Genomic DNA, 14,774 nt, shown 5'->3' with positions numbered 1-14,774 from the left:
GCGAGCCTGGTCCCCCCATCATCCACCGAGAGCCGGGAGGCCTCCAATGCCCCAGGGAAACAGGCGCGTTCAGGACCTCGTCGCCTTCCTCGCCGTCCTCGTCACCGGCGCCGTCCTCGTCCTGCGCGGCGTCGCGCCGGAGTCGCTCGCGACCATCGCCGTCGCCGTGTCCGGCATCTACGCCGCCTGGCGAGGGAACGGCGGACCCCCGCAGCCGCCGACCTCGACGACGCCCACCCCGCCCACGCCGCCCATCGGAAGCGGATCTCAGGCGCCCGACGGGAAGACCGTCGCCGCGTAGGCGGCGGCGGCCGGACCGGGCTGGAGGGCGGCGTGGGCCGCGATCGCGTGGATGTCGCGCCAGGCACGCTCCAGACCGCCTCCCGCCTGGATGCCGCGCGCGCCGCCGGTGCGCATGAGGCGCTCCACGGCGCCGGTGAGCAGGTCGACTGCGGCGGCCGCGTCCCTCTGGTTGAGGGCCGCGGCGTCGGCCGGCGACAACGGGGCGAGTCCGACGACCGGCGACAATGGGGCGAGTCCTTCGGCCGGGGGCAACGGGGCCGGCCCGTCGGCGCGGGTGACGACCTGCCGGTCGGCGCCACTCCGGGCCGGCCCCTCCGCACGGGCGGCGTCGACCGGTCTGCCGGCACCGCCCGGCGCCGGTCTGCCCGCGCGGCCGGTGGCGGCGAGGCCCGGCGCCGCGCCGTCCGCGCGCGCCGCCGCCGCCTCCAGGAGCAGGCGGGCCGCCTCCATCTCGGCTGAACAGCGGGCCAGGGTCTGCTGGACCGTCGGGTCCTCGGCGAGCGGCCGCCCGTCGGGGAGGCGGCGCGGGCCGACGAGCCGGGTCCAGGAGTCGAGCGCCCCGCGGGCCGCGCCGAGCGCGGGTGCGGCGAAGAGGAGCGCCGCGACCAGCTGGTACGGCACCCGGTGGCAGGGCGCCGCGTCCGCGTCGGCGACACCGGCCACCAGGACCTCGCGGACGAACGTGCGGCGCTCGGGCACGAACACCCCGTCGGCCGTGACGGTGTGGCTTCCGGTGGCGCGGAGCCCGACCGCGTCCCAGGTCTCCCGGACCCCGACCCGCTCGCGCGGCACGGCGAGGACCCGGTACGCGGGAGCCCCGCCCCCCGAGTGGTCCAGGGAGGCGAGGAGGACCCAGTCGGCGTGTTCGACCCCGCTGGCGAAGGCCCACTCCCCCGACACGCGCCAGCCGCCGGGCACCCGGACGAGCCGCCCGGCCGGGGGCACGATCGCCGCCGCGACGCGCACGTCGGGCGAGTCGCCCCACAGGTCGCGCTGTCCCTCGACGGGCAGGTGCGCGGCGAGGCGGCCGTGGGAGGCGAGCAGCACCGCGCACCAGGCGGTGGAGGCGCAGGCCGTGCCGATGCCGGCGACCGTGCCGAGCAGTTCGGCGAAGCCTCCGGCCGTGCCGCCCCAGCGGCGGGGCACGAAGTGCCGGGCGAGGCCCGCGGCGGTCATCGCCGCGACGACCTCGGGGTGGAGGCGGCCGGTCCGCTCCGCCTCCTCGGCGTGCCGCGCGGCGGCGGCCCGGAGGTGGCCGGCGGTGAGGACGGCGGGGGCGTCGACGACTGTCATGACTCGTACTCCTTGCGTGGAGGTTCAGTGGTGGTACTGATGCGAGTAGAAAAAGATTCGGTCTGGAAGGTATTTTCTGAGAGGCCGTCATGACAGGCATGGAGGACCGCAACAGCGAAGGGAGGCGGACGCTCGGTGAGGCAACAGGACAGGGCCCGCATGACCTATGACCTGGTGCTCGGGGCGGCAGCCGCCGAGTTCACCCTGCACGGATTCGCGGGGACGAACCTGGCCGACATCACGGCCCGCACCGGACTGACCAAGGGCGCCCTCTACGGGCACTTCTCCTCGAAGGCCGACCTCGCCGGGGAGCTGACCCGCTCCTTCGAGGCGGCCTGGGCCGGCGCCCTCGCCACCGCCGCCGGCGAGGCGGAGGAGAACGGCGCGGCCCTGCCCGCCCTGCGCGGACTGCTCCTCGGCCTCGCCCGCCGGGCGCACGAGGACGTGCCCTTCACCGCCGGACTGCGCCTGGTCATGGACGCCGCCCGCGCCGAGGGAAAGGTGCCCGCCCCCCTCGGTGAGCTCTGCGCCGTCGTGGCACTCCTGGTCCGCAAGGGCCAGGAGGAGGGCTCCGTCCGCACCACCCACCCGGCCGACCCGCTGGCCCGGCTCGTCGTGGCCCTCCTGGTCGGCGCCCCCGCCGTGGTGACGGCGACGGACACGGCGGGTCCCGCGGAGCTGGTGAGCGACGTGTGGGACATCCTGGAGCCCGCGCTGTCGGGCTTCCGCGACGACTGACGGGGAGAAGCGGGGCGGGACCGGAGCGATCCGCGCACGCGGGGGCTCGCCCAGGTGCGGGAGTCACGCACGTGCGGGGCTCACGCACGTGGGGGGGGCTCGCGCACGCGGGGGAGCTCGCGCACATGGGGGGGCTCGCGCACGTGGGGGTTCGCGCGAGTGGGGGGCGGTGCGCTTGCGCGGGTCGAGCCGGCGCTACGGGAGTCGCGGAGGCGTCCCCGGACCCTCGGAGTCACCGTGGCGGCGGCGCTCTCGTACGGGATGGGGCGGGGGTTCCGTGGCGATCGGGGCCAGGAGCGGGACTTCCGTGACGGGCCGCGGCGGCGGAAGGGTCCGCGCCCCGGTCCGGAGCCTCAAGCCGCCTGTGGCGCCGGGGTGCGCGCGGGCCGCTCGGCCACCGGGGGCGCGGGTGGAGCCACCGGGGAGGCGGCCCGGGAAGCGGGTGGGGCCACCGGCACCGGACCCGGCAGCCACGACCAGGACGCCGTCTCCGACGGCGGGGCGGAGACCGGTCCGTCGCCCACCAGGACCGGATGCCCGACGGAGCGCAGGAGCGGCAGATCGCTCTCGTCGTCGGCGTACGCGTAACACTCCCCGGCGGCGAGGCCGAAGGCCTTCATGATCCGGCCGGCGGCGTCGGCCTTGGGCCGGCCGATCATGGGCGGGCCGGTGAGCTCCCCGGTGAGCACGCCCTCCGAGGTCACCTCGGGCACGGTGCACACCACGAGATCGGCGCCGACCTCCCGGGCCAGCGGGTCGAGGCAGGCGGAGAAGGCGCCGGAGACGAGGACGACCAGGTCGCCGGCGTCCCGGTGGCGGCACAGCGCCTCGTACACGGGGGTGTGGAGCAGGCCGCCGGCCCGGGCCTTCTCGTACCAGTCCCGGCCGCAGCTCTCCAGCTCTTCGAGGTGGCTGCCGGCGAGGAGACGGAAGAAGGAACGGTTCACCTGCTCGCGGGGCACGCCCTCGCGGATCTGTCGCTGGAGCGAGGCCCGCGCCGCGGCGAGCCGCCGGGCGGCCACTTCCCCGCGCCCCCAGTGACGGGCGAGGACACAGGCCATGCTCTTGCAGGTGATCAGGGTCTCGTCCACGTCGAAGAACGCGGCCCGGGCGGGAGCGATGCTCATGATCTGCCCCCTCTACGGCTACCAGCGAAACGGACGTCACCGAAGCGGGCGGGCGCGGGGTCCGCGATCTCGTACTGCGCCGTCTCGACCAGTTCGAGGATCCGTTCCGCCAGCGGGCGCAGCCGCGCGCCCGCCGGGGTGAGCTCCACGGAGCGGTTGCCGCGCCGCTGGAACAGCGAGGCCCCCATGTCCTCCTCCAGGCCCTTGATCTGCGCGGTCACCGCGGGCTGGGAGTAGTGCAGGTTGTGGGCCGCGCGGGTGAAGCTGAGTTCCCGGGCCACTTCGCGGAAGGCCCGTAAGTGCTGGAGTTCCATCCTTCTGCCTTTCTACGCTCGTCCGTTCTTCCCTTGACCGTGCCGTCGTACCGTCACGCGCACCGGGCCACGGCCGTGGCGAGGACGCGCGCGCCCTGCGTCGCGGAGAGGCGCACCCGGCCGTCCTCCGTCCGTACGGCCTCCACGGTCACGGCCTCGGCCAGCTCTCCGAAGACGGCGAACTCGGCGTCCAGCGAGGTCAGCGCCGCGCCTCCCGCCGTCTGCCGGGCGGCCTGCCGGAAGGCCTCCAGGAGCAGCATCCCGGGCACGTGGTCCGAGGGGTGCTCGAAGTAGCCGGGGTGCGTGGGGTCGACGTGCAGCAGCCACTCCCGGGTGCCGGCCGGCCGGTTCCGCGCCTCCGCGGCGGGTACGGGACGCAGGACGCCGCGGTCGTCGGAGGCGCCCGCCCCCGTCCCGTGCGCGGGGGTCCCGTGCTCCTGGTCCACCGGCCGGACGGTCTCCGTGAGCCGGCCGCGCTGCCGGAGCCGCCCGTACCGGACGGCGTCGATCACGACGACCCCGGCGGAGGCGCGGGCGCACTCCCGGCCGCCGACCTCGATCACCATGTCGAACCGGGCGTCGAAGCGGCGCGGGTTCCGCGCTCCGGCGGGCGTCACGACCTTCACGTCGAAGACGGCCGCGAGCGGCCCGCAGCCGACCTGGAGGGCGGCCGGGTCGCTGATGCGCAGCGACAGCGCCTTGAAGATGAAGTGGTGGCCGAGCGGCACCTCGTGGTGGCGGTGGCTCAGGAAGATGCCCGCCTGCCGGACGGTCTCGACGAGCAGCATGAAGTCGCACTGCCCGGTCTCCTCCGGGCGGTACAGCGCGTGGTTCCGGGGCAGTTGGGCGCCGACCAGGAAGCGGTCGGTCCCGGCGGCGACCGCGTCGGTCAGGAAGACCTCGGTCACCGAGGCGCGGTGCACGAACCGGCGGGAGATCGTGCGGTCGAAGCTCAGGCCTTCCTTGGCCTCCTGGATCAGGGACTCCAGGGACTCGACGGGAGCGAGCGGCTCGACGGGTAACACGGTCTGCAGCACACCGATGGACATCCTTATCCCCCTCAAGGTGGAACATCGTGGCGACGAGGAACCTCGGCGGCCCCTCGGCAGCAAGAAATATACCTTCGGGAATGTATATTGCAAGGCGTAGGCACGAGAGAGGCGGACAGGCATGGCGACACCCCGAAGCGAACCCAAGCAACGCAGCGAACCCAAGCAGGAGCGCGCCCGGCGCACGAAGGTGCACATCCTCCAGTCGGCGGCCGAGCTCTTCGCCGAGCGCGGCTACGCGACCGTGACCCTGCAGGACGTGGCCGAACGCGCGGAGATGACCAAGGGGGCGGTGTACTTCCACTACACGAACAAGGAGGCCCTGGCCGTCGCCGTCGTGCAGGAGCACTACGCGCGCTGGCCCGAGATCCTCAAGGGCGCCGAGGGCACGCACGAGGAGCCGTTCGACACGCTCACCGCCGTCCTCCAGACGGTCACCCGGGCGTTCGCGCGGGACATCGTCGTCCAGGCCGGCGCACGGCTCCAGATCGAGCGCGCGCTCATCGACGCCGAGCTCCCCGAGCCGTACGTCGGCTGGGAGGACTACCTCACCCGGCTGATCGCGGAGGCCCGCGACGCGGGACAACTGCGGGCCGGAGTGGAACCGCGCGCGGCGGCCCGCGTCCTCGTCTCCGCCTTCTTCGGCATGCAGCACATCTCGGACGTGCTCAGCCGGCGCAAGGACCTCGACGAGCGGTACGAGGAGCTGCGGACCGTACTCCTCGAAGGGCTCCGCGGCTGATCGGCCGCGTGCCCGCCGTGAGGGACCGGGAAACGGCGTGGCCTCCCACGGGTGTGGGAGGCCACGCCGTTCGCGTGCGTCGGCTCGGGACCGGTCAGGACCGGCTGCCCGACGCGGCGGGCGCGGGAGCGGAAGCGGAGCTCGTACCGGAGGCCGTACCGGAGGACGAAGCGGAGGCCGGACCGGACGCCACGACCGGGGTCGGGGCCGCGGCGGCCCTGGCGGCCACACGGCGCAGGTACAGGTTGTTGAGGACCAGCGCCGCCGCCGTGAGCGAGGCGCCGACGATCTGCATGCCGGCCGGCACGACACCGGTCAGGGCGGAGATCACGAAGGCGGTGATCGGCACGACGTCCATGAAGAGGACGCCGTTGAGCGGGCCGAGGTAGCGGTTGCCGAAGTTCCAGCCGAGGACGCCGACGAAGCCGGCGATGACGCTCATGTAGGCCAGCTGCGGCAGGATCGAGCCCACGGCGCCCGCCGTCGGGACCGGGACGCCGCCGGCGGCCAGGATGACCGCCGTGATCACGGTGGCGGAGGCGAGGCCGAGGACCGTGGTGATCGCCGTGTACTTGATCGGGGACCAGGTCGGGAAGTAGCTCGCGCCCGAGGTGTAGACGACCCAGCACAGGGCGGCGAAGAGCAGCAGCGCGTCGGCGCCGGCCGTCTTAGGGGAGGCGATCAGCGAGCCGATGTCACCGTCGGAGACGACGAGGATGGTGCCGACGAAGGACATCGCGATGAAGACGAGCGAGAACTTCGGCGGAACGACCTTCTTCAGCACCCAGTTCACCAGGAAGCCCATCATGGGCATGGTCGCCATCATGATCGAGGCGTTGAGGGCGCCCCGCTCGCCGATGAGGTCCTGGCCGAAGAAGACCAGGAACTGGAAGCCCGCGAAGCCGGCCGTGCCGAACAGCCAGGCCAGACCGATGCGTTCGCCCTTGAGGCGCAGCCCCGCCCGGCCCTCGCGGAGCCGGAGGAAGACCAGGAACATCGCACCGGCGATGGTGTAGCGCATCACGGTGAAGGTGAAGGGGTCGATGTGCTGCAGGGTGGAGTCCATGAGGGGGAACATCGCGCCCCAGGACACCGTGGCCAGGAGGCAGAGGAGAACGCCTCGCGTGTACGTGTTCTGACTGTTCATGAGTCTTCCTGTCGGGCCGGAGAGCCGGATGGGACGGGGGATCGGGAGTGGGGGGTGGTGGCCGGGTCCCGCGGAGGGGGTGCGGGACCCGGCACGAGGGGCGGCGGCCGGCGGGTCAGACGCCGGCCGGCTCCGGCTCTCGGGACTCCGCGGGCCGGATGTCGAGCAGCGGCAGGACCGACTCCAGGAGCTGGGCGGCCCGGACCTTGCCGGTCGGGCTGTACGGGATGGCGTCGACGGGCACCACGTACGCCGGGAGGCAGGGCACCCGGCGGGCGCAGGCCGCGCTGACCGCCCGGTAGCCGCTCTCCTGCCGCTCGGGGGCGACCGGGGTGAAGGGCACGACGAGCACCTCGCCCGCACCGGGAAGGTTCGTCCGCAGCACGGCGGTCTCCCGGACGCAGGGCAGGTCCATCAGGTCGGCTTCGAGGCCGAAGATGTTGACGTCGAGCGGCTTGCCCGCCTCGGCCTTCGCCACGCCGTCGTTGCGGCCGGTGAGTTCGAGCCGGCCCGCCTCGTCGACGAGCCCGCTGTCACCGGTGAGCAGGAAGCGCTGCGTACGGCCGCCGTAGTCGAGCGTCATGAAGTCGGGCTCGCTCGTCGCGTAACTGTCCATCAGCTGGTAGCTGGCGATGGCGACCCGGCCCCGGCTGCCCTTCGGGAGCGGCTTGTTGTCGGCGTCGAGGACGACGACGGTGTTGCCCGGCATGGGGCGGCCGGAGCGGCAGGGCGCCACGTGCAGCTCCTCGGGGCCGATCATGACGTTCACGCCGGTCTCGGTCGTCCCGTAGTAGAGGTGGAGCACCGGACCGAGCCGGTCCCAGGCGTTGTTGATGACCCACCGGTTGAGGTGCCGGCCGCCGGAGAGGACGAAGTGCAGGCGGGAGGTCTTGTGCAGGTGCTCCGAGTTCGGGTGGGCGACGACCCGGGCCAGGACGGGCGGCACCATCAGGGTGGTGGAGACGCCCTCGTCCTGGATGATGCGGATGAGCTCCTCGGCGTCGTCGTGCGGGCCGAGGACGACGGTGCCGCCCAGAGTGAGGAAGATCCGCGCCCAGCCCGGCCCGGAGGCGTGGTAGAGCGGCACCGTGACGAGGTGGACGTCCTCCTCGTCGAAGGCGTACTGGTCGACGAGGTCGGCGAAGCGGCGGGCCTCGAAGGAGGTGCGGCGGACCACCATCTTGGGGACGCCGCTGGTGCCGGAGGTGAAGGAGAAGGCCTCGAACGGCTGCTCCACCGGCTGCGGTTCGCCCGGCGCCGACACGAGGAGGTCGGTGAAGCTCACCGAGACGGTCTGGCCGTCGGGCAGGCCCACGGGCTCGCTGTCGATGAATATGTCGAGTATGTCCCGGCCGTTCGGCCAGCCGCACTCCTCGACGAGGCCCCGGTGGGCCTTCGAGGTGATGACGACGGTCGGCTCCAGCTGGTCGAGCGCGGCGGCGGTGGCGACGGGCCCGGCGGTGTAGTCGAGTCCGACGCAGGGGATGCCGAGGGAACTGACGGCGGCCATCGAGACCACCAGCTCCCAGCTGTTCTCGGCGAGGAAGACCGCGCGGGCGGGCCGGGTCTCGGGCAGCAGGTCCTGGATGGCGCAGGCCACCCGGCTGACCTTGTCGGCGAGGCTCGCCCAGGTCATGCGGGTCTCGCCGTCGACGACGGCGACGCGCTGGGGCCAGCGGGCGGCGTGCTTGCGGATGTCCGCGATCTTGATCATGGAGCTCTCCTCGGGGTCGGGCGGGCGGATCAGCTGGTGGCGACGGCGGTGGCCGAGGCGGTGGCGGTGGCGGCGACGGCCGTGACGGTGGCGGCGGTGGTCCCGGCGGCCGAGACGGCGGCGGCGACACCGGCGAGCTGCTCGGTCGTACGGGCCGGGCTCGTACGGGTCTCGACGGTCAGGTGGTCGGCGGTGGCCGGGACGGAGCCGGTGGCGGCGGCCTGGACGGCGAGCTCGCGCGGGGAGACGGTCGGGTTCCGCAGCGTGTAGATCTCGCAGCCGCTGGAGCGCAGGGTGTCGATCTGACTGAGCGTCCGCTCGCAGAGCTTCTCGCCGGGCACGGTGATGGGGATGCCGGGCGGGTAGGCGATGATGAAGTGCTCGGAGGTGCCCGTGGCGAGGGCCGCGGAGGCGCTCCGGTAGGTGCGCTGGATGGTGCGCAGGGCGTCGAGCAGCCGCAGCAGGGTCGCCTCGTCCACACCGATGTGGACGTGGAAGAGGACGGCGTCGCCGCTCTCGCGGGCGACGTACAGCGCGTACTCGTCGAAGAGCATCCGCCGGAAGTCCGCCGCCGTGATGCCGAGGGCGCTGATGTCGACGAGGACCCGGGTGGGGTCGTCGCTGACGAGCTGGGCGCCGTCGGTGAGGTGGCCGTCGGGCCCGAGCGGGCGGTACGAGGACAGGCGCGGGTCGGTGGCGAGCTCGACGCGCAGGGTGCGGGCGAGCCCGAGGGAGCGGCCGAGGAGCGCCTCGCCCTCGGTCTCGGCCTGGAGCCGGGCCAGGTCCAGGCTGGCGAGCACCGGCCAGCTGGGCGAGGTGGTGTGGTGCTGGAAGAGGGCCTGGGCGGTGCGCTCCTGGGCCTCCCCGTCGCCGATGAGATGGAGGTACGAGCCCTGGCGTAGCGCGGACATCGACTTGTGCGCGGAGTGGGTGACGGCGACGTTCATGGCGAGGCGGGGGTCGGCGGCGCGCAGCGTCTCGACGGCGTGCAGCGCGGTGAGCGGGCGCAGCCGGGGGTGGAAGCGGTGCGCGGCGCCCCAGGCCTCGTCGACCAGGACGGAGACGCCGGGGTGGACGGCGGCGAGTTCGGCGAGGACGGTCGGCAGGTCGTACCGGACGCCGTCGTAGGAGACGGCGGAGAGGACGACCGTGTCGAAGGGCCGGCCCTCGACGGCGGCGGCGCGGAACATCTCCAGGAGCCGGGGCAGGTCCGCGTACGTCCGGGGGCAGCCGTCGCAGCAGCGCTGCATGGGGGCGTACGCGACCTGGACGCCGAGCGAGTTGAGGGCGAAGTGCACCGACTGGTGGCAGGAGCGGTCCGCGAGGACGCGGGAGCCGGGCTGGGTCAGCGCGGTCAGGGCGACCCGGTTGGCGGTGCTGGTGCCGGCGGAGAGGAAGAAGGTGGCGTCGGCGCCGAAGCTGCGGGCCGCGAGGCGCTGGGCGTCGCGGAGCGGGCCCCGGGGACGGAAGAAGGAGTCGAGCATCGTGCCGCTGTAGGACACGTCGGCCGCGAGCTGCGCGACGCCGAAGAGCGCCTCGTAGGTCTCCCGCATGTGGGAGTCGCGGATAGACCGGCCGTGCGAGAGCGGCAGCGCGTGGAACGTGGCGATGTCACGTCGGGCGACTGCGAGCACGGCGTCAGCGAGGGGGGTCCTGCCGTCCGGGTAGGCCCCGGGACGAGCCGGCAGTGTCGCCGGCTCCGGAGTGGAGCTGGTGGATGCGGTCATGCACCCATGAAATAAAAACCTTCGCGAAGGTATCAACTATCATCAGCGACGCTGATGGACGACCGGGAGAACCCCCCGGCCGACCAGCGGCGATGACAGCTCGTGGCCGGGCCGCTAGGCCCTGCGGGGGCGGGGGACGAGTTCGCCGCCGCAGTTGGGGCAGACGTCATCCATGGCGTCGGCACAGGGCACGCAGAAGGTGCACTCGTACGTGCAGATCCGCGCGGGCCCGTCCGCCGTCAGGGCCGCCGTGCCGCAGCGCTCGCACCGGTCTCGCATCTCCAGGGCCATGGTCGGCTCCCCCTCTTCGTACGACTGAGAACCCCTCCATGATCCGCACCGCCCCGCGACCCCCTCAACAGCCCGGCGGCCAACGATCGAACGAATCGGGTCAGTGCCTGACCAGGCAGAACGGGTGCCCCGCGGGATCCGCGTACACCCGCCAGCTCCGCGTGCCCGCCCCGTCGTCGAGCAGCCTCGCGCCGTGCGCGAGCACCTGCTCCTGGGCCGCGTCCAGGTCCGCGACCCCGAAGTCGAGGTGGAACTGCTGGGGGCGCTCCGGTCCCGGCCAGGTCGGCGGGCGGTGGTCGGCGACACCCTGGAAGCAGAGGACGAGCCCGCCGGGGGCGTGCAGGGTGGACCAGCCGTCGCCGAGGGACCAGCGGGGATCCGGCCGGTCGACGTCCCCGCCGAGCACCGCCCGGTAGAACACGGCCAGCTCACGGGGTGCGGAACAGTCGAGGACGACGCACTGCAGTTCGGCGATCATGCGCGGAGCATAGGCACCCCCGAGCCGGGCGGGTCCTTCAGAGGGCCTCCGCCCGGGCCCTCCGGGACTGGGTGCGGACCGCTCCCATGCTCGCCCCGATGACCAGGGCGATCGCGAGGGCGTCCGTGCCGGACAGCGCCTGGCTGAGGACGAGGAAGCCGGCCGCCGCCGCGATGGCAGGCTCCAGGCTCATCAGGATCGCGAAGGTCGGCGCGGGCAGACGGCGCAGGGCCAGGAGCTCCAGGGTGTACGGGAGGACCGAGGACATCAGCGCGACCGCGAGGCCCAGGCCGATCGTCGACGGCACGAGCAGCTTGTCGCCCGCCTCGGCGATGCCGAGCGGCAGGCTGAGGACGGCACCGAAGGCCATCGCGAGCGCGAGCCCGTCGGCCTGCGGGAAGCGGCGGCCGGTACGGGCGCTGAAGACGATGTACGCCGCCCACATCGCACCCGCCGCCAGCGCGAAGGCCGCACCGAGCGGATCCAGGCGGTCGAAGCCGCCGCCCCCGAGGAGTACGACGCCACCGAGCGCGAGCCCGGCCCAGAGGAGGTTCATCAGCCGGCGCGAGGCGACCACCGAGAGGATCAGCGGACCGAGGACCTCCAGGGTCACGGCCGCACCCAGCGGAATCCGGTCGGCCGCCTGGTAGAAGAGGATGTTCATGCCGGCCATGGCCGCGCCGAACGCGACGATCGTCCCCCAGTCCGCCCGGCCGTACCCCCGGACCTTCGGCCGGCAGACGATCAGCAGGACCGCGGCGGCGAGCACGAGCCGCAGGGTGACGACCCCGAGCGCGCCCGCGCGGGGCATCAGGAGCACGGCGACGGCGGAGCCGAACTGCACGGACAGCCCGCCGGTGACGACGAGCGCGACGGGCCCGAGCCGATGAGCGGCCACGGCCCGGGCCGCCCCCGGCCCCACCGCGGAGGCCGCGGGCGCGGAGGCGGTGAGCGCGGAGGCCGTGGGCGACGCGGCCGCCGTGGGCGCGGCGGCCGGGGCCATCTCCTTGACCGGACTGTCCACCGAAGGCTCCTTCACGCACACAAGTTCATTGAATTGGACCCCCAGTCCAGAATAATGCACCCCCCGTCCGGACCGCAGCCCGGTTTCCCCTCCCACGCTACGAGCCCCCGCGCGGCACCGGAAATGCCGATTGCGCTGCGGTTATGCTCCAGACGCATGAGCATCGAGCTGCGCCACCTCCGCTGCTTCCTCGCCATCGCCGAAGAAGCCAGCCTCACCAGGGCGGCCGCCCGGCTCCACCTCACCCAGCCCGCCGTCTCCCGCACGCTCGCCGCCCTGGAACACCACCTCGGCGCCCGGCTCGTCGACCGCTCCACCCACCACCTCGCGCTCACCGGCGAAGGCCGCGCCTTCCAGGACCGGGCCGCCGCCGCCCTCGCCGCCTTCGACGCCGCCGTCGACCCGGCCAGGCTGCGCCACCGCCCCCTGCGCCTCGGACACGCCTGGTCGGCCTTCGGCCCGTACACCACCCCCCTGCTCCGGCGCTGGCAGCGCGCCCACCCCGAGACCCCGCTCGAACTCCTCCGCATCGACGACCGCACCGCCGGCCTCGCCCGCGGCGAGGTCGACGCCGCGCTGCTCAGGGGCCCGGTCGACGCGCCCGGCCTGGTCACGGAGGAACTCGCCACCGAACACCGGGTGGCCGCCCTGCCCGCCGACCACCCGCTCGCGGACCACCCGCAGCTGACGCTCGGCGACCTCGCCGCGGAGACGGTCGTCCTGAACACCGTCTCCGGCACGACCACCCTCGCGCTCTGGCCGGCCGGTGCCCGCCCGGCGGCCACCCTCACGGTCGCCAACACCGACGACTGGCTGACGGCGATCGCCGCAGGCCGAGGCATCGGCGTCTCGTCCGCCTCCACGGCCGCGCTCCACCCGCACCCGGGCGTGACCTACCGCCCCCTCCCCGACGCACCGGCACTCCCCCTGGTCATGGCCTGGCGCGACGCCTTCCCGCACCCGGCGACGGAGGAACTGGTCGCGATGGCACGGGAGATCGCGAGGGAGGCGGAGTAGGGGGACGGGTCCACGCGGGGGCGCCGGGCGGTGTCCGGGGTCTCACCACGGAATCGGCCCGTCCTCGGTCAGGAAGGCGCCCGTCGGGCCGTCCTCGCCCGCCGTCGCCAGGTCGACCGCCACGGCCGCGCCCTGCTCCGCCGTGCGCATTCCGCTGTGGCGGTTGAGGTCGGTCGCGCAGTAGCCGGGGCTCACCGCGTTGACCAGGATCCCTTCGGCGCGCAGTTCATTGGCGTAGAGCACGGTGATCGCGTTCAGCGCGCTCTTCGAGGAGCAGTAGGGGAGGAGGATCGAGTAGGAGGCGGACCAGGGGCTGCCCGGGTCGGCCAGGTGGGTCAGGGAGCCGAGTTCGCTGGACATGTTGACGATGCGCGCGGCGGCGGAGCGGCGGAGCAGGGGCAGCATGGCGTGGGTCACCGCGACGACGCCGAACACGTTGGTCTCGTAGACCTGCCGGACGGTCTCGGCCGGGGCTTCGCTCGGCTTCTGCGGTGCGGCGGCGATCGCGGCGTTGTTGACGAGGATGTCGAGGCGGCCGAACGTGGCGTCGACGTGCCGGGCGGCGGCCCGGACCGAGGTCTCGTCGGTGACGTCCAGCGGTACGAACCGCACGTCGGCGCCGTCGGCGCGGAGCTCCTCGGCCGCCGCCCCGCCCCGCTCGGCGTTGCGGGCGCCGATCAGCACGGTGATGCCGAGGGCCGCGAGCCTGCGCGCCGTTTCCTTGCCGATGCCCTTGTTCGCGCCGGTGATCAGAGCGGTCTTCTGCGAAGTCGTCATGGCACCCAGCCTCCCCTCGCCGACGGGCGGCAGGGAAAGACCGGATGACTCTGGATCTATAGTCCACAGGTATGAATGAGCTGGAGGTGCGGGAGCTGCGGTACTTCATCGCGGTCGCCGAGGAGCTGAACTTCAGCCGGGCCGCGCAACGCCTGGGGATGGCGCAGCCCCCGCTGTCGAAGGCGATCGCCCAGATGGAGTCCCGGCTCGGAGTACGCCTGCTGGAGCGCACCACCCGGCAGGTGAGGCTGACCGACGCCGGTCAGGTGCTGCTCGACCAGGCCCGGATCGCGGTCGACGCGGTGCACGCGGCGGCCCGGCGCGCACGGCGGGCCGGTCAGCCGGCACCCCGGCTCGTCGTGGCGGTCAAACCGGGAGGCGATGCCGGGCTGCTGCGGGAGATCCTCGCCGCCTACCGGGAAACGGGAGCGCATCTGCCGCCGCCCGAAGTCGTCGTCGGCGGCAGCGGAGAGCCGATCGCCATGCTGCGGGACGGCCGTGCCGATGTGGCGCTGCTGCGCAGCCCGTTCGACGGGCGGGGGCTGGATTCCCAGACGCTCGTGGTCGAGCCGCGACTGGCCGTCCTCCCCGCCGCACACCGCCTGGCCACACGCCGGCGACTGCGCCTGAGCGACCTCAAGGGCGAACCGATCCCGCGCTGGAAGGGGGCCGCGCCCTCCGCCACCGCCTACTACACGGGATGCGACGGAGCGGAAGCGGGCGACGGCCACACGGGCTCCGCGCCGGCCGACGCTCCTGAGGGGCCGCTCGTGGCCGGCGTCGAGCAACTCCTGGAGGTGGTCGCGCTGGGGCAGGCGGTGGCGTTCCTGTCACGCTCCACCACCGAGCTGCACCGGCGCCCGGACATCGCCTACCGGCCGGTCACCGGCCTCAGCCCCAGCGAGGTCGTGGTCGCGTGGCCGGAGACCTCGCGCTCCGCGGCCGTCGCCGCCTTCGTCCAGGCCGCCCACGACGTCGCCGCCCACCACCCCGACCCCGTGACCGCACTGGCCTGACGGGCGTGGCCGCCGCC

At 73.7% G+C, this 14,774-nt stretch carries 16 protein-coding genes; 5 read left to right on the top strand and 11 right to left on the bottom strand.

Annotation, left to right across the window (positions count from 1 at the left end):
- Positions 1-46: 46 nt before the first annotated feature.
- Positions 47-301, top strand: a complete 255-nt coding sequence (locus ACN9MM_RS22440; protein WP_426365328.1) for a hypothetical protein — start codon at positions 47-49, stop codon at positions 299-301.
- Here the strand turns inward: ACN9MM_RS22440 and ACN9MM_RS22435 are convergent.
- Complete coding sequence (locus ACN9MM_RS22435) at positions 268-1,596, bottom strand: acyl-CoA dehydrogenase family protein (protein ID WP_426365327.1); 1,329 nt, start codon at positions 1,594-1,596, stop codon at positions 268-270. The two genes, ACN9MM_RS22440 and ACN9MM_RS22435, sit on opposite strands and share 34 nt — an antisense overlap.
- Before the next feature lie 159 nt (positions 1,597-1,755).
- On the opposite strand from ACN9MM_RS22435, the gene ACN9MM_RS22430 reads away from it, so the two are divergent.
- A complete protein-coding gene (locus ACN9MM_RS22430) occupies positions 1,756-2,334 on the top strand; it encodes a TetR family transcriptional regulator (RefSeq protein ID WP_426365326.1) in 579 nt (192 codons plus the stop codon).
- A 353-nt stretch (positions 2,335-2,687) separates the two neighbouring features.
- Here the strand turns inward: ACN9MM_RS22430 and ACN9MM_RS22425 are convergent, their stop codons facing one another.
- The 3 genes from ACN9MM_RS22425 to ACN9MM_RS22415 are packed head-to-tail and all read right to left on the bottom strand — an operon-like array spanning position 2,688 to position 4,824.
- A complete protein-coding gene (locus ACN9MM_RS22425; RefSeq protein WP_426365325.1) occupies positions 2,688-3,461 on the bottom strand; it encodes an HAD family hydrolase in 774 nt (257 codons plus the stop codon).
- Positions 3,458-3,775 carry a LysR family transcriptional regulator gene (locus ACN9MM_RS22420; protein WP_426365324.1) on the bottom strand — a complete coding sequence of 106 codons (318 nt, stop codon included), beginning with the start codon at positions 3,773-3,775 and terminating at the stop codon, positions 3,458-3,460. Before ACN9MM_RS22420 ends, ACN9MM_RS22425 begins: the two co-directional genes overlap by 4 nt.
- A gap of 53 nt (positions 3,776-3,828) precedes the next feature.
- Positions 3,829-4,824 (bottom strand): ScbA/BarX family gamma-butyrolactone biosynthesis protein, encoded by a 996-nt coding sequence (locus ACN9MM_RS22415; protein WP_426365323.1) that lies wholly within the window; start codon positions 4,822-4,824, stop codon positions 3,829-3,831.
- A gap of 121 nt (positions 4,825-4,945) precedes the next feature.
- Here ACN9MM_RS22415 and ACN9MM_RS22410 point away from each other — a divergent pair, with 121 nt between their 5' ends.
- Positions 4,946-5,566, top strand: a complete 621-nt coding sequence (locus ACN9MM_RS22410) for a ScbR family autoregulator-binding transcription factor (protein ID WP_426365322.1) — start codon at positions 4,946-4,948, stop codon at positions 5,564-5,566.
- Between the two features lie 94 nt (positions 5,567-5,660).
- Here ACN9MM_RS22410 and ACN9MM_RS22405 read toward each other — a convergent pair whose 3' ends face one another.
- The 6 genes from ACN9MM_RS22405 to ACN9MM_RS22380 all read right to left on the bottom strand — a co-directional run bounded on the left by ACN9MM_RS22405 (position 5,661) and on the right by ACN9MM_RS22380 (position 11,926).
- Positions 5,661-6,713 carry a DMT family transporter gene (locus tag ACN9MM_RS22405; RefSeq protein ID WP_426365321.1) on the bottom strand — a complete coding sequence of 351 codons (1,053 nt, stop codon included), beginning with the start codon at positions 6,711-6,713 and terminating at the stop codon, positions 5,661-5,663.
- 115 nt (positions 6,714-6,828) lie between these two features.
- The gene (locus tag ACN9MM_RS22400) at positions 6,829-8,427 is read right to left on the bottom strand and encodes a class I adenylate-forming enzyme family protein (protein WP_382868016.1); all 1,599 of its coding nucleotides are present in this window, start codon (positions 8,425-8,427) and stop codon (positions 6,829-6,831) included.
- A 29-nt stretch (positions 8,428-8,456) separates the two neighbouring features.
- Positions 8,457-10,154 carry an arginine decarboxylase gene (locus ACN9MM_RS22395; RefSeq protein ID WP_426365320.1) on the bottom strand — a complete coding sequence of 566 codons (1,698 nt, stop codon included), beginning with the start codon at positions 10,152-10,154 and terminating at the stop codon, positions 8,457-8,459.
- 114 nt (positions 10,155-10,268) lie between these two features.
- A complete protein-coding gene (locus tag ACN9MM_RS22390) occupies positions 10,269-10,445 on the bottom strand; it encodes a DUF1272 domain-containing protein (RefSeq protein WP_426365319.1) in 177 nt (58 codons plus the stop codon).
- 100 nt (positions 10,446-10,545) lie between these two features.
- Positions 10,546-10,923: a VOC family protein gene (locus ACN9MM_RS22385; RefSeq protein WP_426365318.1), complete on the bottom strand. Its 378-nt coding sequence runs from the start codon at positions 10,921-10,923 to the stop codon at positions 10,546-10,548.
- 37 nt (positions 10,924-10,960) lie between these two features.
- Positions 10,961-11,926, bottom strand: coding sequence for an EamA family transporter (locus tag ACN9MM_RS22380; protein WP_426368801.1), 966 nt, complete (start codon positions 11,924-11,926; stop codon positions 10,961-10,963).
- Between the two features lie 177 nt (positions 11,927-12,103).
- Between ACN9MM_RS22380 and ACN9MM_RS22375 the strand changes: the two genes are divergently transcribed.
- Positions 12,104-12,964: a LysR family transcriptional regulator gene (locus ACN9MM_RS22375; protein WP_426365316.1), complete on the top strand. Its 861-nt coding sequence runs from the start codon at positions 12,104-12,106 to the stop codon at positions 12,962-12,964.
- A 42-nt stretch (positions 12,965-13,006) separates the two neighbouring features.
- On the opposite strand, the gene ACN9MM_RS22370 is transcribed toward ACN9MM_RS22375, so the two are convergent.
- Positions 13,007-13,741 carry an SDR family oxidoreductase gene (locus ACN9MM_RS22370; protein ID WP_426365315.1) on the bottom strand — a complete coding sequence of 245 codons (735 nt, stop codon included), beginning with the start codon at positions 13,739-13,741 and terminating at the stop codon, positions 13,007-13,009.
- 71 nt (positions 13,742-13,812) lie between these two features.
- On the opposite strand from ACN9MM_RS22370, the gene ACN9MM_RS22365 reads away from it, so the two are divergent.
- A complete protein-coding gene (locus tag ACN9MM_RS22365; RefSeq protein WP_426365314.1) occupies positions 13,813-14,757 on the top strand; it encodes a LysR family transcriptional regulator in 945 nt (314 codons plus the stop codon).
- The last annotated feature ends 17 nt before the right edge of the window (positions 14,758-14,774 follow it).

The organism is Streptomyces sp. E-08, from assembly GCF_049913095.1.
Classification (GTDB): domain Bacteria; phylum Actinomycetota; class Actinomycetes; order Streptomycetales; family Streptomycetaceae; genus Streptomyces.
This window is presented reverse-complemented; position numbering and strand designations above follow the sequence as displayed.